Below are 20,124 nucleotides of genomic sequence, written 5' to 3' on the forward strand. Positions count from 1 at the left end.
CAATGATAGATAACGAGAGTGAGTTGTCTACCAAAGAACATAAGGCAATAGTATAGAAAAATAATGTTTAAAAAATGCTTACCATAATTATGAATATACACAGCTTATTTGTTTTAAGAAAATGGTTATGATATTGATAAGAATTGCGTTTTCAGGATCTGTATCACAATGATGTGCAATGGAAGATTACTTGTGTATTATAAAGGCTACAAAGTTAGCAGAAAATAAGAAAAGTTGATAGATTTTTGATGTGCGAAATTATTTTGACATTTATCTTTAGCCTAAAATAAAGCATACTTTAATACAAGGTAAAGAGTTCTCTTTTCTGTAAAAATTTAATTATATGATTAAGTCGGGGAATAGCCATAATACGCAAAACTATTCAAATTGGTCAAATAATGTTAGGAAAGGAAGAAAAAAATCGAGCATAACAAAATTACTATAAGCTTTTACATTTATGATAATTATGCCAATCTATAATGGATATGAATATTTGTATAAAAGCGGGAAGAGAAATTAAAATTCAAAATAATGATGGAAAGTTCCTATTTTCTAAGAATTATCATCTTTGTTTATGATGAAAAAGCACTAGTTTTCCTCTCCAAAGTTGTTATTGATGAGCTTTTCAAGAGCATTAAGAGCATCTGTTGCTTCTGGTCCTGAAACACGAATGGTGAGGTTGCAACCGGATGAAGCCGCTAGCATCATAAGTCCCATAATTGATGATCCGCCAACAATTTTCCCGTCCTTTTCAACTTCAACAGTAACATTAAAATTGTCAACAGTTTGTACAAATTTTGCAGAAGCACGTGCATGTAACCCACGTTTATTACAGATATTGAAATGACGACTTATACATGGGAGGGTATCTTTGGAAAACATTGGTATTTTATTATCCGCTATAAAATCATACTTGGTACATTAATATATTTACGCCCTGCTTCTTGTGCTATTCTTAACGCGTCTGATAATGAAATATCAGGACATTTGCGAATAGAAATCAGTTTAATAAGCATGGGCAAATTAACACCCGCAATCATTTCAACGCGTCCTTTTTCAATAGCAGGAATAGCTATATTTGATGGTGTTCCACCGAACACATCTGTTAATATGATGACGCCATGATCCGTATCTGTATCGGTTACTGCGGCTATAATATCACCTCGGCGCTGATCTATATCGTCATCGGGATAAACGCATATTGTTGCGAACTTTTCTTGTACTCCAACAACATGTTCCACGGCATGTAAAAATTCGACAGCCAGCTCACCGTGCGTTACAAGCACGAGTCCAATCATTTACGCAAACTCCTGTTAACTAATAAGACCCAACCATAGTTGGTAGGAAAGACATTGTACAAGGCTTTATCTTGCTGCCAAGAAAAATTTGCAAAAAAAAGGCAAAAATTGTGATTTTTTTATCTTTAGAAAAAAATTAGACAGATTTTTGCCATACTTTTCTAAACAAAAATGCTTCAATAGCTTGACAAATGGCTGTACAATCGGCTTCACGAAGAGAGGGAAGTTTTAAAAGAGGAATGTGCAAATTTTCAAATTGAAAAGTTTTATTTGTGGAAAAACGTTCATATTCCGGACCGAGAAAAATAACACAATCGATAGTTGTGTGCTTTTCAAATTCTATCATATAAAGACCAACGCCACGAATCTCGATGCCGCCCTCTAAATTATCAGGAGTGTATCCGTGAAGCTTTCCATTTTCCGCACGCAACATTGTATAATCATCACTGATAAGCTTCGCTTCACGTTTTGACCACTCAGCGCGGTCAAGCAAAGAAAGGGTGATGGTTGATTTTCCTGATCCGGATGGACCTATAATTAACAGCCCCTTGCCGCCTAGTTGAAGGCAATTTGCGTGGAGTATTTCACATTTTGTTTTCATGTCTTTTACTTTGGATAAAAGATTTATTTAGCAAGCGGAAGCATGATAGTAAAACGTGCACCAGTTTTACACTTCCCAAGTGTAGGATCAATAATATTTTCGGCTGTAATTGTCCCATTATGAGCCTCGATGATTTGCCGACTAATAGAAAGGCCAAGTCCAGAGTTTTGTCCAAAAGCATCTTCATTTGGTCGATCTGTGTAAAAACGTTCAAAAATTCGTTCAATATTTTCTGAACGAATACCTGGGCCATTATCTTCAATGGTTAAAATAAGGGTTGAAGCATGGCTTTTCATAGTAATGCAAATTTTGCCACGATTCCGAGGAATAAAAGAACGCGCATTTTCAAGAAGATTTGAAATCACTTGTCCTAAACGAAGTTCATGTCCCAATACAAGATAAGCTTTTCCATGAGGACGTGGGACAATATTAAGGCTTATATCAATAGTTTGCGTATTACGATACACTTCCTGAACAGCATGAACAAGACTTTCCAAAAGTGGTGTCATATCAACAATCTCTGCGGTTTCTCGTGCAAGCTCTGCATCGAGTCGCGATGCATCAGAAATATCTGTAATCAACCGATCAAGGCGGCGCACATCATGTTGAATAATTTCCAGCAATTTTTCTTGTGCTTCTTCATTTTTAGCCAGAGGGAGCGTTTCAACAGCACTGCGTAGGGAGGTGAGAGGATTTTTTAATTCGTGGCTTACATCAGCAGCAAAACGTTCAATGGCTTCAATACGCATATAAAGGGCATTGGTCATATCACGAATAGAAGTTGAAAGGTGACCAATTTCATCTTCACGCATTGAAAAATCAGGAATTTCTACACGCTGATTATTGCCATTACGCACTCGATTAGCCGAGGCAGATAATTTACTTAATGGATGGGCAATCGTATGGGCCAAAAAGAGAGAAAGAACCAAAAGTACGCTACCTACAACGGCAAAAACTTTAAAGATAACCAGTCTTTCGCCTTTTACAATGTTATCAATATCGGAACCAGTGGTTGAAAGAAGAAGAGCTCCAACCACTGCGCGATAGCGTTGAACAGGAACGGCAACAGAAACAATTAATTGCCCTTGTCTGTTGCGTCTTTTAGCCGTAGCAAGAGATCCGTTTAATGCGCGGTACACTTCTGGATAAGCAATACCACTGGTTTTTGTTTGTTCTCTGTCAAGAGCAATACCTTTGCCATAAAATGCGTTTGAATACCATGAAGTAAGGCGATCCCACATGTTTTGTTCTGTTTTAAGTGGGGGTAAATCATAACTAAAAACTTCTCCACTAGAATAAAGAACGCGCGAATCAAGAAGGAGAGTAGCATCACGATCATAGATACGTGCTCTTGTCGTTTTAGGTGTAATAAGACGCCGTAAAAGAGGGGCAACTTGCTCAGGGTTAATAGGAAAATCCCAAGAATCGGTTGATTGAGGAGCGGGTGTAACGCTTTCACCAGTCTGTAACTCTAAGAGTTTTTGAGGGTCAATGAGGATAGAATTTGTATCTACTGTTGCAGAAGCAGCAATAGCCCCAGCAATAATTTTTCCTTGGGTACATAAACTTTTGATTTTTGCTTCAATTAAACCATCGCGAAATTGGTTAAGGTATAAAATGCCTGTAACTAAAACGGCAAGAGCAGCAATGTTTAATATAACAATGCGACGTGTGAGGCTGGAAAAAAGCAATTGTCTAAAGAGACGTTGTGTTCGAAGATGCAAACGAGCGAACATAAGAAATGGCGTTGAGGATGTACCATTAACGGTTGTTTTTTGTAAAGTTTCCAGTTGAGAATTGTCTGTCATCGATTTGATTGCCATTCAAATTTTTGCGACAAAGTAGTTTTATACCTCGTGGAAACGATAACCTACACCATAAAGTGTTTCAATCATTGCAAAATCATCATCCACTTGTTTAAACTTTTTACGCAGACGTTTAATGTGACTATCAATGGTGCGATCATCTACGTAGACTTGATCACTATAAGCAGCATCCATTAAAGCATCACGACTTTTTACAACTCCTGGTCTTTGTGCTAAGGTTTGCAGAATCAAAAATTCCGTAACGGTTAAAATAACAGGTTTATCTTTCCATGTACAGGTGTGGCGTTCTTGATCCATCACAAGATCTCCACGTTTGAGAGAAGAGGTGGAAGAAGTTCCTGTAGAAAGCGGTTGGTTACGTGCATTAGAACGGCGTAAAATAGCTTTCACGCGTTCAATAAGAAGACGTTGGGAGAAAGGTTTAGTAATAAAATCATCAGCTCCCATTTTGAGACCAAATAATTCATCAATTTCATCATCTTTAGAGGTAAGAAAAATAACTGGAAGATCAGATTTTTGACGCAAACGACGCAAAAGTTCCATCCCATCCATTCGGGGCATTTTAATATCAAAAATAGCTAAGTGTGGAGGGTGAAGTGTGAGACCCTTGAGTGCAGATGCTCCATCTGTATAGCTTTCAACCCGATATCCTTCTGTCTCAAGCGCAAAAGATAAAGATGTCAAAATATTGCGATCATCATCAACAAGTACAATCGTTTGTGTGATTGTTGGTGTATCTTTCATGGTTTCTTAGACCTTTCTATTGCTGTGGTAGCAAATTACCCACACTTATTTATATGGGAGTTCATATTTTTTTTGCAAAACAAATATGATACAAATTGTAGCAAAGTAAAAAACCTTTTGTCATTACTGTAAAATCTTGTTTTGCTTTCATAATTTATAATGTTTCTACGTCTATTAAGATCCCTTCATTTGAGAGAAAATTTTCATAAAGGCTTTTTTTATCAAGGTTTATTACAAAGTTTATTATTGTATTTGTCTCATAATTGAACAGATGTAGTTTTGATTGTTGAAGTTTAGAAAATCTGCCTATGTGTTTTAAGAGCAAAGAAAAGAATGTGGCAATATATGCACAAAAATTTGTTTCTGCTACACGAAAGGAGGTCGTAATGGGATTTTTTAATTTTATTAAAACTGTAGGGGAAAAGTTAGGTATTGGGGACCATGAACCAAAAGAAAAGGATTTTAAGAGAGCATTTGATCATTTTCAACTCGGTACAGAAAAAGTCAATATTCAAGTTGAAGACGGTAAAGCTATTTTAAGCGGTGAAGTTCCAGATAGGGAAACACTTGAAAAAGCACTGCTGGTTGTTGGCAATTCACAAGGTGTCTCTTCTGTAGATGTTGATCAATTAAAGGTTATAGATACAACGCCTAGAAAAACTTCTCGCTTTTATGAGGTTAAATCTGGTGATAATCTTTGGAAAATTGCTGAAGAGGTTTATGGAAAAGGGCAAGGTAATAAAAACACATTTATTTTTGAAGCCAATAAGCCAATGCTAAAATCTCCCGATAAAATTTATCCTGGACAAGTTTTACGTATTCCTGAAATTGACCATAGTTAATTCATCAAAGGGGATAATTTTTTACTGATGGCATAAAACAAAAAATAAAGAAGCGTAAAAAATTTCACGCTTCTTCATTTTATAAAGTGTGTATTTATAATAAAAGGAGCTTAGTGAACAGGAGAGGATTTAGAAGGTGATGGTACTTTCATAGCGTTTACAGAGAAATCAACATCAATGGTTCCTGCTTTCTCAAATGTTAATTTTGCGCTAATTTTATCACCTAACTTAAATGGTTGTGAAAGCCCCATGAACATAATATGATCACCGCCAGGCTTAAGCGTGATTTCGCCATTTCCCGGAATTTCAATGCCATTGTGCATTTTTTCCATTTTCATAATATCATTAACGACAGCCATAGAGTGTATCTCCGTTGTTTTTACTCCGTTTGTGGAAATAGAAACCAAACGGTCTGGGGTATTACTGTGATTGATAATGTAGAGATAACCGCTACCAACTCTTATACCTCTAGGTGTTTCACGTGTCCAAGGATTGAGAATTTCTATGTCGCCAAGTTTATATTGCTGAGCACCTGCTGGCAGGGTTATACCAGCAAAGAGAAGAGCACACACGATATTTATGATAACCTTTTTGTATGGATATTGTGTATGTATTATATTCTTAAAGATGAGATTTGTTATTTTCTTAATAATAGATGTCATCATTGATTTACCCTCCTTCATAAGATTCACACTTTGAATATTTTTATTTTAGCAGAGCTTTTATTTAAAATAAAAGAAAGAAATGCTAAAATGAAATTGATTTTAATATAAAAATCATAGAATTCTTGAAATTTAAAAGAAGACAGTAAGATTTACAATGACAACACACCTCTTAACGCTTCCGTGTTCATCTCATAAATAGTATTTGCAAATGGTATAAAATCTATGATGCACTACTGTTTTACTTAATGAAGATATAATACAGAACAATCATCAACCACTTTACCAATTTTTAATATTATGACAGCTCTTGGCATTTTAAAGCGTTTATACAGAGGTATTTTTATATATTTTCAAAGTTCAAAATTATACAGTTAAGAAAAAACGCTTTAGGTGAATTTAAAGCACAGATTTCAAATAGCCGCAAACAATGAGACCGTTAGAAGGAGAATTTTTGAAAGGAGATAGATAGATAATACCTTTACTGATATGAGCATTAGATATGATGACTATTTTAGTCCAAGGAAAATTTATAATATTTGTGATATAAATTATTCGCCTTTTAAAAAGCTTTTACGTGAGTATGATTTTATCAATGATGAGAAGATCAAGAGCGAGAGTGCAATCATTCTTTTATTTTTTAATTTTTATAGAAAGATATATTTTTTGAGAATTGCAAGAAAAATATATTATCCTCTCAAGTCTCTCATAAATATGGTATTTATGGGTCATTAGAGTGCCTATTTTAAAATAAATTTTTTATTTTAGAGATGTTTCTCTCATTATTCTCTTGTAGCAATAAAAGCCTGTTCTTATATACGAGGCAGCAAGGCTTGTTGCGACTTGCAGTTTATCATTATTTATATTGCTTGAAGCAATATACGGGCTTTAGGTGTTATGAGGAGCTATCTTAAAAAGATGCTTTATGAAGGTTGAGGTAGCTTGCTGAATGGAGATTATAATATGGCAAAAGTAATTGGTATTGATTTGGGGACAACGAACTCTTGTGTGGCTGTTATGGATGGCAAAAACGCAAAAGTTATTGAAAACTCAGAAGGAGCGCGAACAACACCTTCCGTTGTTGCCTTTACTGATGGGGGGGAGCGGCTTGTTGGGCAACCTGCTAAACGGCAGGCGGTGACAAATCCTGAAGGGACAGTTTTTGCAGTTAAACGTTTGATAGGGCGCCGTTTTGATGACCCTATGGTTGAAAAAGATAAAGCGCTTGTTCCTTATAAAATTGTTAAAGGTGACAATGGTGATGCATGGGTTGAAGAGGCGGGAAAGAAATATTCTCCGTCACAAATTTCAGCTATGATTTTGCAAAAGATGAAGGAAACAGCAGAATCTTATCTTGGTGAAAAAGTTGAACAAGCCGTTATTACGGTTCCTGCTTATTTTAATGATGCGCAACGTCAAGCCACGAAAGACGCAGGTAAAATTGCTGGACTTGAAGTTTTACGGATTATTAATGAGCCAACTGCTGCTGCTTTAGCTTATGGTTTGGACAAAAAGGACGGAAAAACAATAGCAGTTTACGATCTTGGTGGTGGTACATTTGATATTTCAGTCCTTGAAATTGGAGATGGCGTTTTTGAAGTTAAGTCAACCAATGGGGATACGTTTTTAGGGGGTGAAGACTTTGACATGCGCTTGGTCGGTTATTTTGCCGATGAATTCAAAAAAGAACAAGGAATTGATCTGAAAAATGATAAACTCGCTTTACAGCGCTTAAAAGAAGCGGCAGAAAAAGCAAAAATTGAGCTTTCTTCGTCACAGCAAACAGAAATCAATTTACCGTTTATCACAGCAGATCAATCAGGTCCTAAGCACTTAACAATGAAATTGACTCGGGCAAAATTTGAATCTCTCGTTGACGATTTAGTGCAGCGTACCATTGAACCTTGTAAAGCTGCGTTGAAAGATGCTGGATTAAAGGCCGGTGAGATTGACGAAGTTGTTTTAGTGGGTGGAATGACGCGTATGCCCAAGATTCAGCAAGTTGTGCAGAGCTTCTTTGGTAAGGATCCACACAAAGGCGTTAATCCTGATGAAGTGGTCGCAATGGGTGCTGCCATCCAAGGAGGTGTATTGCAAGGCGATGTCAAAGATGTATTGTTGCTAGATGTAACACCTTTATCTTTGGGTATTGAAACCTTGGGTGGGGTTTTCACACGCCTTATTGAGCGCAATACCACTATCCCGACGAAAAAATCGCAAGTTTTTTCGACAGCTGATGATAACCAGAGTGCTGTGACGATTCGTGTTTTTCAAGGTGAACGGGAAATGGCAAGTGATAATAAGTTATTGGCTCAATTTGATCTTGTTGGTATTCCTCCAGCCCCACGTGGTATACCTCAAATTGAAGTTACTTTTGATATCGATGCGAATGGTATTGTTAATGTTTCGGCCAAAGATAAGGGAACAGGTAAAGAGCATCAAATTCGTATTCAGGCATCAGGTGGTTTAAGTGATGCTGATATTGAAAAAATGGTAAAGGATGCAGAAGAGCACGCGGCTGAGGATAAAAAACGCCGTGAAGGTGTTGAAGCTAGAAATCAAGCGGAGGCTCTTATTCATTCAACTGAAAAGTCGCTCAATGAATATGGCGATAAAGTATCAGCTGAAGAAAAGGGACAGATTGAAACAGCAATATCTGATTTGAAATCTGCGCTTGAAGGCAGTGATACGGAAGAAGTAACAACAAAGATGCAAAAATTAGCAGAAGTCAGTATGAAGCTTGGACAGGCTATGTACGAAGCCTCACAAGCAGCGAGCGCTGACACTGAAACAGAGGCAAAGAATGATGATGTTGTTGATGCTGATTTTGAAGAAGTTAATGATAAGAAGAAATAGTGTCAGCATATGTGTTGATTAATTGATAAACCCGGCCTTTGAAATATAAGGCTGGGCTTTATTATTTGAGATAAGTTGCAACTTTGTTGCTAAAAATATAAATTAAAAGCAATATTATCCATAAAGATGGATGACAGAAAAATTATCAGGAATACATGATGAAGGTTGACTATTATGAAATTCTTGGCGTGACTCGCGAATGTGATGATAAAAAGTTGAAATCTGCTTTTCGTAAGTTGGCAATGCAATATCATCCTGATCGCAACGCGGGGGATAAAGAGGCAGAGCGAAAATTCAAAGAAATTGGCGAAGCCTATGAAGTTCTTAAAGATCCCCAGAAGCGTGCTGCTTATGATCGATTTGGCCATGCGGCCTTTGAAAATAGCGGTGGTCAAGGGGGAGCAAATCCCTTTGGTGGTTTTGCTGCTGGTGGTGGATTTGCGGATATTTTCGAAGACTTTTTTGGTGAGATTATGGGAGGGACACACCGTAAGCGTGGTGATAGTCGCGAACGTGGCGCAGATTTGAGTTATAATATGGAAGTGACTTTAGAAGAGGCATTTTCAGGAAAAACTGCAGAAATTAATATTCCCAGTTCCGTTACGTGTGATGTTTGTGAAGGATCAGGAGCAAGAAAAGGCTCTAAGCCGCAAGTTTGTGGAACATGTCATGGATCTGGTCGTGTGCGTGCTGCACAGGGTTTCTTTTCTATTGAGCGGACATGTCCTACATGTCATGGACGTGGTGAAACTATTACGGATCCATGCCCCAAATGTCAGGGGACACGGCGTATAGAGAAAAAACGTTCATTAAGCGTAAATGTTCCAGCTGGTATTGAAGATGGAACGCGTATTCGCCTTTCTGGTGAGGGTGATGCTGGTATTCGTGGTGGCCCCAATGGTGATCTTTATATTTTCCTTTCCATTAAACCGCATGAGTTTTTTCAGCGAGAAGGAGCAGATCTTCACTGTCGCGTTCCTATTTCAATGGTAACAGCTGCTTTAGGAGGAGAGTTTGAAGTTTCCGACCTTGATGGTGTTAAAGCACGCGTTAAGATTCCAGAAGGGACACAAAATGGACGTCAATTCCGCCTTAGAGGCAAAGGTATGCCCATGTTGCGCCGTCAGCAAGCAAGGGGTGATCTTTACATCCATATCACGATTGAGACGCCGCAGAAATTAACGCAAGAACAACGTGAATTGTTGCAAAAATTTGAGAAACTCTCAAATCATGAAAATTCACCGCAATCACATGGTTTTTTTTCACGTATGAAAGAATTTTTTGAAAATATTTCTGGTTAAAATTATGTGAATGTTCTCAGAATAATTAGAGAGAACTGTGGGAAAGTTATTTTCATTAAGCTTTCTATTGTCTCATTATCTTTGAAAAGCATTTTTTCTTGAAAAGAAAAGAGAGAGACAGCTAATTTAGGATAAACTCCTGCTGCTGATAGTTTTTATATTTCATGAGTTTTATGGATAAGTCTTATTTTTGAGTGTCTATGACATTTTAAAAAGGGCTTATCCATATAAGAACGCAATTGAGTGATTGATAATAAATATTGCCAGTGTCATGATAACTGCCTTTATGCATTCAGTATTTTTGGTGTTTATTTTTTCACTCAAAATTTCTTTTTAAAGGCTCTATAATAAAATTATAAAATAGGTAGCGGCTTGCCAAGAAACGCTAAATAAGCTGTTAGGCAATCCATCTTTTTCAAATAAAGTATCAACTTCTTATAACCGATTTTATTTTTGGCATTTTTCATAGTTTTAATCACTGCTTCCTTTAAAATAAGGGTTATTTTGTTCGGAATAGCTTTTACATGCCTCATCTTAGCTTTTAGCAGTAATCATGTCTTTTTAGATGCGGATTTAGTTTTGTATTTCTGATGTCATAAATAGTTCTTCCAGATAATAAAAAACGCTATAATCAAGTTTATTTTGTTCCAAAGAAATTGTGGAATGAGATAATGTGTGTTGAATGCTAAAGAAGACATAACAAAACACTTTTTGAGTTATTCGATGTATCTCTCTTGTGGGGAAACAGATTCGATGGAATTCACTTAATTGAATTTATTGGCATAATAAAAAGTTGGTGGGAAGATAGAGGAAGTTACCTTTAAAAAGAAAAAATAAATACAATAAAAAATAGCACAATATGCTTAGAAAACAGCACGATATATTGTTGAAATTGATTGGTGATATGGAAAGAGAAATTTACGAAATGAATCTTTTTTCATAAAATAACATAATTAAAAGAGTTAAAAATTCTACAAAACATTGAATAATTCAAGCATGTATCGCTATGCAGAAAGAAAAACTTAATGACCGATCATGAAAAATGAGAAGTTTTATAAAACCTTACGAAGAGAGTAATCTAAACAATTAAATGCTTTTACGAAGATGCTTCTGAAGAGTTATCGAAATAAAGTCACAATATATGATAATTTTGCAAAGCCTTTTTTTGATTTTACGATATAAAAAGATAAATTATGATTATAAATCAACTTATTATGATTCTCCATGAGGAGCGTTCAATTGACATTTCCTCATGTTTAATGATTGAGAAAAAGTCAAATTTTTAAAACCAAAGTTATAGTTTATTGGGATAAGCTATAAAGCAGTTGAGTGATTTCTTATCTTGGGAATATGTTAATTTTATTATTATAAGAAACTTTATTTTTATCTTACAAAATCAATGGTTGTATATATTCCTATTCATTGTTAAGTATCCATAGGGATAAACTAATGAGTTGAATGTACGGCTTAGCTTCAAAATTTTGCTTTTCAATTTTATATATAAGGTCATAAAATAATGACATTTTTTTACGTCTATTTTGTTTAATTTTTCGCTGTCAATTTTTAAAGGAAGTTTTTTGTATTTCATTTTGCTATTCCTTTTTCGTAATTTAGAGGAAAATTGACGATTTTCAGGGGAGGGGGTGGATAGAGTAAAGTTTGGTTTTATTGTTTTCACTTTTCCTAAATTTCATTAAGAGATGGTAAAAAGTGATGAGGAGGCTCTATTGATGGATGATGCTAAAAACGGTGATGTAGATGTTTTGGAAAAACAAGCAGCATTTTTATCGTCTGCTTTACCTTATATGCAAAAATATGAAAATGAAACGGTCGTGGTAAAATATGGCGGCCATGCTATGGGTGATCCTGCTTTGGGGCGAGCATTTGCGCGTGATATTGCTCTATTAAAGCAATCGGGGATCAATCCTGTTGTTGTTCATGGTGGTGGGCCTCAAATTGCTGAAATTTTAATGAAAATGGGGATTGAATCACGATTTGAAAACGGACTACGGGTAACCGATGAGCGGATCGTTGAAGTGGTTGAAATGGTTTTAGCGGGTTCCATAAATAAAGAAATTGTTGCTCTCATCAATGCTGAGGGTGAATGGGCAATAGGATTATGCGGCAAGGATGGCAATATGGTTTTTGCCGAAAAGGCTTATAAAACTGTCATTGATCCTGATTCGCATATTGAACGTGTTTTAGATTTGGGGTTTGTTGGTGAGCCTGTTGAAGTTGACCGCACATTGCTAGATCTTTTAGCATCTTCTGAAATGATACCAGTTCTTGCTCCTGTAGCTCCAGGACGCGATGGTAAAACTTATAATATCAATGCTGATATTTTTGCTGGAGCTATTGCTGGTGCATTAGAGGCTAAACGCCTTTTATTTCTCACTGATGTTCCTGGTGTTTTGGATAAACAAGGTAAACTTTTAAAAGAATTGACAGTTTCTGAAGCTGAGAAATTTATTAAAAATGGGACAATTTCAGGAGGCATGATTCCAAAAGTAGAGACTTGCATAAAAGCCCTTCAAAATGGTGTGGAAGGTGTTGTCATTTTAAATGGTAAAACTCCTCATTCTGTTTTACTAGAGCTGTTTACCGAACAGGGAGTTGGAACGCTTATTGTTTCATAAATTGTGGGGAAAATTGGAAGAGAAAGTTTTTCATGGTGAATCTAAAACAGTTTAAATATCCTTTATTAAGTAAGCCAGAATTGGCAATATTTACTGCGACAATATTGTGGGGCATTACATTTTTAGTCATTCACATTGCGGTACGCTATAGTGGTCCTCTGTTTTTTGTTGGATTTCGTTTTATTGTTGCATCTCTTATATGTGGGGTAATTTTTTGGCGTTCTATAAAAGGTATAACTGTTTATGAAGTTTTCGCTGGGATGGCAATAGGTTTAGCCATGTTTTTTGGTTATGCTTTTCAAGCAGCTGGACTTCAAACAATTATTAGTAGTCAGTCAGCTTTTATCACAGCGCTTTATGTACCGATGGTTCCAATCTTGCAATGGATTGTTTTTAAAAAACCTCCCCGTTTAGCTTGTTGGATTGGCATTATTTTCGCTTTTATTGGGCTTGTATTTATTTCAGGACAAAAGCCGGGAAATTTTGATTTTTCAAAAGGCGAAATTTTAACTTTGTTAGGCGCTTTAGCGATTGCTGGAGAAGTCATACTCATCGGAATTTTTGCGAACAAGGTTGATAGTCGGCGTGTAACCATTATTCAGTTATTTTTTAGTGGTTTTTTTTCATTTGCTTGTATGCCTTTGATGGGAGAAAGCATTCCTGAATTTTCGTGGGTTTGGTTTAATATTGGTATAGGATTGGCATTAATGAGTGCCATCATTCAATTAGCTATGAATTGGGCACAAAAGTCTATTTCCCCTACGCGTGCGACACTCATTTACGCAGGTGAACCAGTATGGGCTGGTATTGTTGGGCGTTTGGCTGGAGAACATTTATCTCCCTTAGCTTTATTGGGCGGTTTGCTTATTCTGATTGGGATCATTGTGGCTGAATTACAACCTTCACAATGGCGTAAAAAAAATAAAGCAATTAAAAAAATTGATTAGCTATACATTTTTTTATTATGATTTTATTGCATGAGCTTTTTGCTTATAGAGTTTTCATTTTTGGAGCTTTTTTAATATTCAGATGATTAAGAAGTTCTATAAATTATTCCAGTTTTTGCATACCAAATTGGAGAAATAGTATGCTTCTCTCTGTTTGTCAGATTTCTGAACCGGGCAGACAACCTTCATTGAGCCAAAACATGAGGTGATATAAAGGTAAAAATTAACGCTCATCTTTAAATTCGGCTTTAACAACTTTCAAAAACATCTACGGTAATGTTTTTGAATAATGAAAATTACGCACTGTCGCACGTTATTTCTTTTGTCCCTTAATAGAGTTACGCTTCTCACGCAAAATAGAACGCCCAAAGTATCCCCATAACGTTGTACATTAAAGCGTTTTTTAAAAGATAATTTTCTCAATATACATCATATTCATTGACGGTTTGCATGAAGTATAGAAAAACCACAGAGCATCATCATTTTACTTAAAATAAAAGGCACGAGCATTTTCTTTATCTGTTCTCAATATTACGATAGCTTTTGGCATTTGAAAGAGAGAGGTATTTTTACTCATTTCTTAAACGTTTTTATCCATACACTAGCTCTGTTTTATAATGGGGGAGCAAAAAATTTATTGATTCATTATGAGAAGATTTAAAATGAGAGAAGCTCGCGATATTCAGAGCTTTAATTTAAATTGCAAAACAATAAACGATCATTATAAATCAATGCGTTATCCAATGAATCGAAGAGGATTGGTGTGTTTTATATTTAATGGAGGAAGGAAGGAGTTATATAAAAACATCACTCAATAGAGCGTATTTCTAAAGTTTTAAAAATTGAGAAGAAACTCTCTCGATATTCATGTTATTTTATATAAGATTGCTAAAAAAGCAGATTATTGCGTACAAATAAAAAGCATTTCTTGCGAATTTTATTGCAAGCCTAAGTGATATACACGCCCATCATATAAATATGATAATACATTGATTTATAATTATAATATAGCATTATTCACATTCAATTATGACCCTGAATACCGTAAAATTTTCTCACGTCAAATCATTTTCATGTTAAATCAATCCAAATCACTTTCTTACACGTCACAAGTGAGTGGGTGGGGCCATGTGGGTAAAAACTGTAAAAGAAAAGCATATCTCTTATAAAATTTTTCAAATGTAAAGGATCGTCGCAATATTGAAGATTGGCAAAGTGTGTGATGGTGCCAGCTTACTACAGCATATGAGTTATCAAATAAGATGCGAAAAGATCATTTTAGCAGCCTTGGATTTAATTTAGCAAATAAAAGCCTCATTTTTTAGGCTATAAAAAGTTGTGTTTTGAGAGGCTTTTTAGGTTTATATTCTTTTGTAAGGAGCTGGAGCATAATTGGTCTTTGCGTTTTGTATTATTCTTTGCTAAATCGCCTTATATGACAATAGATCGTAATTATATTCGTAATTTTTCCATAGTGGCGCATATTGATCACGGCAAATCCACTTTAGCTGATCGTTTGATTCAAATAACAGGTGGGCTTGATACACGTGAGATGAAAGAACAAGTACTCGATTCCATGGATATTGAGCGTGAACGTGGAATTACTATTAAAGCACAGACGGTACGTTTACACTATAAGGCAAAGAATGGTGAAACCTATATTTTAAATCTTATGGATACACCAGGTCATGTGGATTTTGCTTATGAGGTTTCGCGTTCATTGGCAGCTTGTGAGGGTTCTCTGTTGGTGGTGGATGCAAGCCAAGGCGTAGAGGCGCAGACGTTAGCAAATGTTTATCAAGCCATTGATAATTCCCATGAGTTGGTTGTTGTTCTCAATAAAGTTGATCTTCCAGCAGCAGAACCTGAGCGAGTTAAAGAACAAATTGAAGATGTGATAGGCATTGATACATCTCAAGCAGTAGAAATATCAGCAAAAACAGGTTTGGGTGTTCCTGATGTTTTGGAGGCAATTGTTGCACAATTACCACCTCCACATACAGGCGATGTTGCAAATCCCTTGAAAGCAATGTTGGTTGATAGCTGGTATGACGCATATCTTGGTGTCATTGTTTTGGTACGGGTGATAGACGGTATTTTAAAAAAAGGCCAAACCATTCGTATGATGGGTACAGGTGCAAAATATCCAGTTGAGCGCGTTGGGGTTTTTACACCTAAAATGGTACAGGTTGATGAATTAGGACCAGGCGAGATTGGTTTTATCACTGCTTCTATCAAAGAGGTAGCAGATACACGGGTTGGGGATACGATTACTGAAGAGCGTCGTCCTTGTGAAAATGCTTTGCCTGGTTTTAAGCCGGCGCAACCGGTTGTTTTTTGTGGGCTTTTTCCAATTGATGCTGCTGATTTTGATGATTTGCGTGCAGCCATGGGCAAATTACGCTTAAATGATGCGAGTTTTTCTTTTGAAATGGAAACATCTGCGGCTTTGGGGTTTGGTTTTCGCTGTGGCTTTTTGGGACTTCTGCATCTTGAAATTATTCAAGAGCGATTAGAGCGTGAGTTTAATTTGGATTTAATTGCGACAGCACCTTCAGTTGTTTATCGCATGAATATGAATGATGGTTCTGTTAAAGAGTTACATAATCCAGCGGATATGCCTGATGTGGTTAAAATTTCTTCCATAGAAGAACCATGGATTCGGGCAACAATCATGACTCCTGATAATTATCTTGGGTCAATTTTAGAGCTATGCCAAGAGCGGCGTGGGGTACAGGTTGGTTTATCCTATGTTGGAACCCGTGCTATGGTAACGTATGATTTACCACTGAATGAAGTTGTTTTTGATTTTTATGATCGGCTAAAATCGATTTCAAAGGGTTATGCTTCTTTTGATTATCAAATGACAGATTATGCAGAAGGTGATTTAGTTAAAATGTCTATTTTGGTGAATGGAGAGCCTATTGATGCATTATCGATGCTTGTTCACCGCACGATTGCAGAAAAGCGTGGGCGTTCAATGTGCGAAAAACTGAAAGATCTTATTCCTCAGCATATGTTTCAGATTCCAGTTCAAGCGGCTATTGGTGGTAAAGTTATAGCGCGCGAAACGATTCGTGCTTTGCGTAAAGATGTAACAGCGAAATGTTACGGGGGTGATGTTACGCGTAAGCGCAAACTTTTGGAAAAGCAAAAAGAAGGCAAAAAGCGGATGCGTCAATTTGGAAAAGTAGAAATTCCACAATCGGCATTTATTCAAGCGCTCAAAATGAACAAATAATGAAAAAAGGGGTATTTTCTCTCATTGATTGCGCTTTTGCTTTTGTCGATTGGTTCAGGTGTTTAAAGAACACTTTTAAATAGAATTGCGTCGTGCTTCATGTTCTTGTGTATTGCATAATGGTATCACTTCCTCACGTAAAACAGAATGCTTTAAACAAAATACATTTATGTTGCATATTGGCGTGCTCGTTTTCGTAAATCATCACTCAATACATCAAACTCCATTTCACAACGGGGGCTATGAAAAATATAACGTAAAATACACTGTGAATGATATAAAATCCATTTGGCATTACCGCTTTTACGCGTCAGAAAGGTGCAAAGCGCACCCATCATACTTTTTTTCAGCTCAAAATATTATGACAGTCCTTATCACTTGAGAGAATTCATTAAAGGTATTTCACTCTTTTCTTGAAGTGTTTCTTACCCACACACCAACTGCGTTTATAACGTGCAAGGAAATGATAGTGATTGATTCACTATGAAAGGATTTGAAATGAGAGAATCCTTGTATTCGAGGTTATTATTCAAGTTAAAAAACGATGAAATATTCTTATGAATTAATCTTGTGTCTAAGAACGTAAAAGATCATTAATAGATGTTTTTTCTCGTGTTTTTTGATCAACGCGTTTTACAATAACAGCACAATAAAGGTTTGGGCCTGCTTCACCATTTGGTAAAGGTTTTCCGGGGAGAGAACCTGGTACAACCACTGAATAGGCTGGTACTTCACCAATAAAAATTTCACCTGTTGTACGATCAATAATCTTTGTTGATTTTCCAATAAAGACTCCCATTCCCAAAACAGCACCTTCACGGATAATACAGCCTTCAACAATTTCAGAGCGAGCACCGATAAAGCAATGATCTTCAATGATTGTTGGATTTGCTTGCAGTGGTTCTAAAACACCTCCAATACCAACACCGCCAGAAAGATGGACATGTTTACCAATTTGTGCACAAGAACCAACGGTGGTCCATGTATCAACCATTGTGCCCTCATCGATAAAAGCACCAAGATTGACAAAGGATGGCATCAATATAACATTGGGTGCAATGTAAGCAGAATGACGTACAATGGCTCCAGGAACGGAACGGAAATCAGCACTTTTAAAATCTGCCTCTTGCCAACCAGAGAATTTTGAAGGAACTTTATCCCACCAATGTGTCCCATTGATTCCACCAGTAATAATTTGCATAGGATTAAGCCGAAAAGAGAGTAAAACCGCTTTTTTCAACCATTGATGAACATGCCATTGTCCATTTTTTTGTCGTTCTGCAACACGGATTTCACCTTTATCAAGAAGGTTCAATGCATGTTCAACACTCTCACGTATTTCGCCTTTTGTGGTAGTATCGATAGAATCGCGGTCGTCAAAAGCTTTTTCGATAATAATTTCAAGTTGTGTGATATGAGTCATGACGAGAGTTCCGTTAAACAAGTTGAAAGCTTCAAGATTTATTCTCTATGAACTACGCGAAGAAATGTGTTCAGTCAATAAAACGATGAGGAAGTAGGACAGGTGCATGAAAAAAAGCTGTAAAGAAAAAAGAAAAAGGGAGCAAGAAAACTGGACACCACTTCTCCATACGAAGGATGCTCTACAACAGATCCATAAAATCTCTAATTCAGCACAAATGCGTTCGTCTACTTATCGTTTAGCCTATATCGATCAAGATTTTATGATGCGTCCAGAGCTGCGCTCACAACGTATTAGTCTTGAATTTTTAAAGCCGGAAATAACCCTTAAAGAATATGATATTCAATCAACAGTTGTTTTGTTTGGTGGTGCGCGTATTCCTGAACCTGGGCAAGCAGCGTGGGCTGCAAAAAATGAAATACAAAAGAAAAATTTGCATGCTATGTCACATTATTACGATGAAGCAAGAGAGTTTGCGCGTTTGTGCTCACTCTATTCTGCTACGACACAATATCGTGAATTTGTGGTTGTTACGGGGGGCGGACCAGGAATCATGGAGGCGGGAAATCGTGGTGCTTGTGATGTTGGTGCCCCAACGATTGGCTTGAATATTATTTTACCACATGAGCAAGAGCCTAATTCGTATGTGTCGCCGCATTTATGTTTCAATTTTCATTATTTGGGGATGCGCAAAATGCATTTTTTAGTACGAGCGAAAGCCCTAGCCATTTTCCCTGGCGGATTTGGAACTCTGGATGAACTGTTTGAGACGTTAACTTTAGTACAGACGGGGCGTATGAAACAGGTACCAATTTTATTGTTTGGCAAAGAATTTTGGAGCAATACTGTCAATTTTGAGTATCTGTCTGCACAAGGTACAATTTCTCCTACTGATATTAATTTTGTGAAATTTGTTAATACAGCAGCAGAAGCTTTTGAAGAAATTCGTTCTTTTTATAAACTGCCTTAACGACTTTTGAGATGCTCACTCTTGAAGGATCATTAATACTCTACTTTGGTTAAATAAAGTCCTGAGGGGGGGGCAACAACACCACAACGTTTACGATCTTTAGCATGAAGAGCTGTTTCGATATCTTGAGCTGTCCAACGTCCAATACCCACTTCCATGAGGCTTCCTGCGAATGAACGGATTTGATGATGAAGAAAAGAACGAGCTTGTGCATAAAGGAAAATTTCTTCACCTTCTCTTTGAATATCGAGGCGTTCAAGGGTGCGAATAGGGCTTTTGGCTTGGCAATGTGCTGAACGGAAAGTTGTAAAATCATGTTGTCCTACAAGCTTTTGCGCAGCTTCATGCATGGCTTCAGCATGAAGAGGTTTTGGTATCCACCACACGCGTTTGGCATTTAAAGCTGGTGGAGAGCGACGATTAAGTATTTTAAAAAGATAATGGCGTTTTACAGCGGAAAATCGTGCATCAAAGTCATCAGGGACATTTTCTACATTTAAGATTGAAATCGCCTCTCCCTGTTTACGTAAAAGAGCATTGAGCGCGTCACGCACAGTATGGGAGAGCCAGTTTTTTTCAAAATCAACATGCGCAACTTGTCCCGTAGCATGTACGCCCGCATCGGTTCTTCCTGCTGTTGTTATGGTCAATTGTTGTCCACTAAAGCAAAAAATTGCTTGTTCAAGAGCTCCTTGTATCGTGTGAAGTTTTGCTTGACGCTGCCAACCAGCATAATTTGAACCATCATATTCAAGAGTGAGTTTAAAACGTGGCATC

15 protein-coding genes are annotated in these 20,124 nt (G+C 36.8%); 7 read left to right on the top strand and 8 right to left on the bottom strand.

The window, feature by feature from the left end:
- Positions 1–588 precede the first annotated feature (588 nt).
- From ACFIQE_RS00755 to ACFIQE_RS00775, 5 genes are all read right to left on the bottom strand, one after another.
- On the bottom strand, positions 589–882 hold the full coding sequence (locus tag ACFIQE_RS00755) for an HPr family phosphocarrier protein (RefSeq protein WP_012754483.1): 294 nt from the start codon (positions 880–882) through the stop codon (positions 589–591).
- A gap of 17 nt (positions 883–899) precedes the next feature.
- On the bottom strand, positions 900–1,298 hold the full coding sequence (locus tag ACFIQE_RS00760; RefSeq protein WP_375611386.1) for a PTS sugar transporter subunit IIA: 399 nt from the start codon (positions 1,296–1,298) through the stop codon (positions 900–902).
- Between the two features lie 136 nt (positions 1,299–1,434).
- Positions 1,435–1,899: an HPr kinase/phosphatase C-terminal domain-containing protein gene (locus tag ACFIQE_RS00765; RefSeq protein WP_375628486.1), complete on the bottom strand. Its 465-nt coding sequence runs from the start codon at positions 1,897–1,899 to the stop codon at positions 1,435–1,437.
- Positions 1,900–1,922: 23 nt separating this feature from the next.
- Positions 1,923–3,707: a stimulus-sensing domain-containing protein gene (locus ACFIQE_RS00770; RefSeq protein ID WP_375629192.1), complete on the bottom strand. Its 1,785-nt coding sequence runs from the start codon at positions 3,705–3,707 to the stop codon at positions 1,923–1,925.
- Between the two features lie 39 nt (positions 3,708–3,746).
- Positions 3,747–4,469 carry a response regulator transcription factor gene (locus ACFIQE_RS00775; RefSeq protein WP_005774392.1) on the bottom strand — a complete coding sequence of 241 codons (723 nt, stop codon included), beginning with the start codon at positions 4,467–4,469 and terminating at the stop codon, positions 3,747–3,749.
- Positions 4,470–4,855: 386 nt separating this feature from the next.
- On the opposite strand from ACFIQE_RS00775, the gene lysM reads away from it, so the two are divergent.
- Positions 4,856–5,311: a peptidoglycan-binding protein LysM gene (lysM, locus tag ACFIQE_RS00780; RefSeq protein WP_375707192.1), complete on the top strand. Its 456-nt coding sequence runs from the start codon at positions 4,856–4,858 to the stop codon at positions 5,309–5,311.
- Positions 5,312–5,421: 110 nt separating this feature from the next.
- Here the strand turns inward: lysM and ACFIQE_RS00785 are convergent, their stop codons facing one another.
- Complete coding sequence (locus ACFIQE_RS00785) at positions 5,422–5,976, bottom strand: copper chaperone PCu(A)C (RefSeq protein ID WP_375611390.1); 555 nt, start codon at positions 5,974–5,976, stop codon at positions 5,422–5,424.
- Positions 5,977–6,936: 960 nt separating this feature from the next.
- Between ACFIQE_RS00785 and dnaK the strand changes: the two genes are divergently transcribed.
- The 5 genes from dnaK (at position 6,937) to lepA (ending at position 16,954) form a co-directional block, all read left to right on the top strand.
- Entirely contained in the window at positions 6,937–8,829 is a 1,893-nt protein-coding gene (dnaK, locus tag ACFIQE_RS00790) for a molecular chaperone DnaK (RefSeq protein ID WP_273790233.1), read from the top strand.
- 158 nt (positions 8,830–8,987) lie between these two features.
- The gene (gene dnaJ / locus ACFIQE_RS00795; protein ID WP_375611466.1) at positions 8,988–10,130 is read left to right on the top strand and encodes a molecular chaperone DnaJ; all 1,143 of its coding nucleotides are present in this window, start codon (positions 8,988–8,990) and stop codon (positions 10,128–10,130) included.
- A 1,730-nt stretch (positions 10,131–11,860) separates the two neighbouring features.
- Positions 11,861–12,766: an acetylglutamate kinase gene (argB, locus tag ACFIQE_RS00800; protein ID WP_375611391.1), complete on the top strand. Its 906-nt coding sequence runs from the start codon at positions 11,861–11,863 to the stop codon at positions 12,764–12,766.
- A gap of 32 nt (positions 12,767–12,798) precedes the next feature.
- Positions 12,799–13,713, top strand: a complete 915-nt coding sequence (locus ACFIQE_RS00805; RefSeq protein WP_375611392.1) for a DMT family transporter — start codon at positions 12,799–12,801, stop codon at positions 13,711–13,713.
- A gap of 1,435 nt (positions 13,714–15,148) precedes the next feature.
- Complete coding sequence (gene lepA, locus ACFIQE_RS00810) at positions 15,149–16,954, top strand: translation elongation factor 4 (RefSeq protein ID WP_375611467.1); 1,806 nt, start codon at positions 15,149–15,151, stop codon at positions 16,952–16,954.
- A gap of 574 nt (positions 16,955–17,528) precedes the next feature.
- On the opposite strand, the gene dapD is transcribed toward lepA, so the two are convergent.
- Positions 17,529–18,377, bottom strand: a complete 849-nt coding sequence (gene dapD / locus ACFIQE_RS00815; protein WP_375620857.1) for a 2,3,4,5-tetrahydropyridine-2,6-dicarboxylate N-succinyltransferase — start codon at positions 18,375–18,377, stop codon at positions 17,529–17,531.
- A gap of 106 nt (positions 18,378–18,483) precedes the next feature.
- On the opposite strand from dapD, the gene ACFIQE_RS00820 reads away from it, so the two are divergent.
- Positions 18,484–19,347 (top strand): LOG family protein, encoded by an 864-nt coding sequence (locus tag ACFIQE_RS00820; protein WP_375639740.1) that lies wholly within the window; start codon positions 18,484–18,486, stop codon positions 19,345–19,347.
- Positions 19,348–19,379: 32 nt separating this feature from the next.
- Here the strand turns inward: ACFIQE_RS00820 and truA are convergent, their stop codons facing one another.
- On the bottom strand, positions 19,380–20,123 hold the full coding sequence (gene truA / locus ACFIQE_RS00825) for a tRNA pseudouridine(38-40) synthase TruA (RefSeq protein ID WP_375639735.1): 744 nt from the start codon (positions 20,121–20,123) through the stop codon (positions 19,380–19,382).
- Position 20,124 lies beyond the last annotated feature (1 nt).

The organism is Bartonella sp. AA1HLJMS, assembly GCF_042197445.1.
GTDB lineage: Bacteria > Pseudomonadota > Alphaproteobacteria > Rhizobiales > Rhizobiaceae > Bartonella.

Bases quoted from the DNA above. Each gene is read 5' to 3' on its own strand.
- ACFIQE_RS00755 (WP_012754483.1), bottom strand. From the start codon at position 882: ATGTTTTCCAAAGATACCCTCCCATGTATAAGTCGTCATTTCAATATC.
- ACFIQE_RS00760 (WP_375611386.1), bottom strand. From the start codon at position 1,298: ATGATTGGACTCGTGCTTGTAACGCACGGTGAGCTGGCTGTCGAATTT.
- ACFIQE_RS00765 (WP_375628486.1), bottom strand. From the start codon at position 1,899: ATGAAAACAAAATGTGAAATACTCCACGCAAATTGCCTTCAACTAGGC.
- ACFIQE_RS00770 (WP_375629192.1), bottom strand. From the start codon at position 3,707: ATGACAGACAATTCTCAACTGGAAACTTTACAAAAAACAACCGTTAAT.
- ACFIQE_RS00775 (WP_005774392.1), bottom strand. From the start codon at position 4,469: ATGAAAGATACACCAACAATCACACAAACGATTGTACTTGTTGATGAT.
- lysM (WP_375707192.1), top strand. From the start codon at position 4,856: ATGGGATTTTTTAATTTTATTAAAACTGTAGGGGAAAAGTTAGGTATT.
- ACFIQE_RS00785 (WP_375611390.1), bottom strand. From the start codon at position 5,976: ATGATGACATCTATTATTAAGAAAATAACAAATCTCATCTTTAAGAAT.
- dnaK (WP_273790233.1), top strand. From the start codon at position 6,937: ATGGCAAAAGTAATTGGTATTGATTTGGGGACAACGAACTCTTGTGTG.
- dnaJ (WP_375611466.1), top strand. From the start codon at position 8,988: ATGAAGGTTGACTATTATGAAATTCTTGGCGTGACTCGCGAATGTGAT.
- argB (WP_375611391.1), top strand. From the start codon at position 11,861: ATGGATGATGCTAAAAACGGTGATGTAGATGTTTTGGAAAAACAAGCA.
- ACFIQE_RS00805 (WP_375611392.1), top strand. From the start codon at position 12,799: ATGGTGAATCTAAAACAGTTTAAATATCCTTTATTAAGTAAGCCAGAA.
- lepA (WP_375611467.1), top strand. From the start codon at position 15,149: ATGACAATAGATCGTAATTATATTCGTAATTTTTCCATAGTGGCGCAT.
- dapD (WP_375620857.1), bottom strand. From the start codon at position 18,377: ATGACTCATATCACACAACTTGAAATTATTATCGAAAAAGCTTTTGAC.
- ACFIQE_RS00820 (WP_375639740.1), top strand. From the start codon at position 18,484: ATGAAAAAAAGCTGTAAAGAAAAAAGAAAAAGGGAGCAAGAAAACTGG.
- truA (WP_375639735.1), bottom strand. From the start codon at position 20,123: ATGCCACGTTTTAAACTCACTCTTGAATATGATGGTTCAAATTATGCT.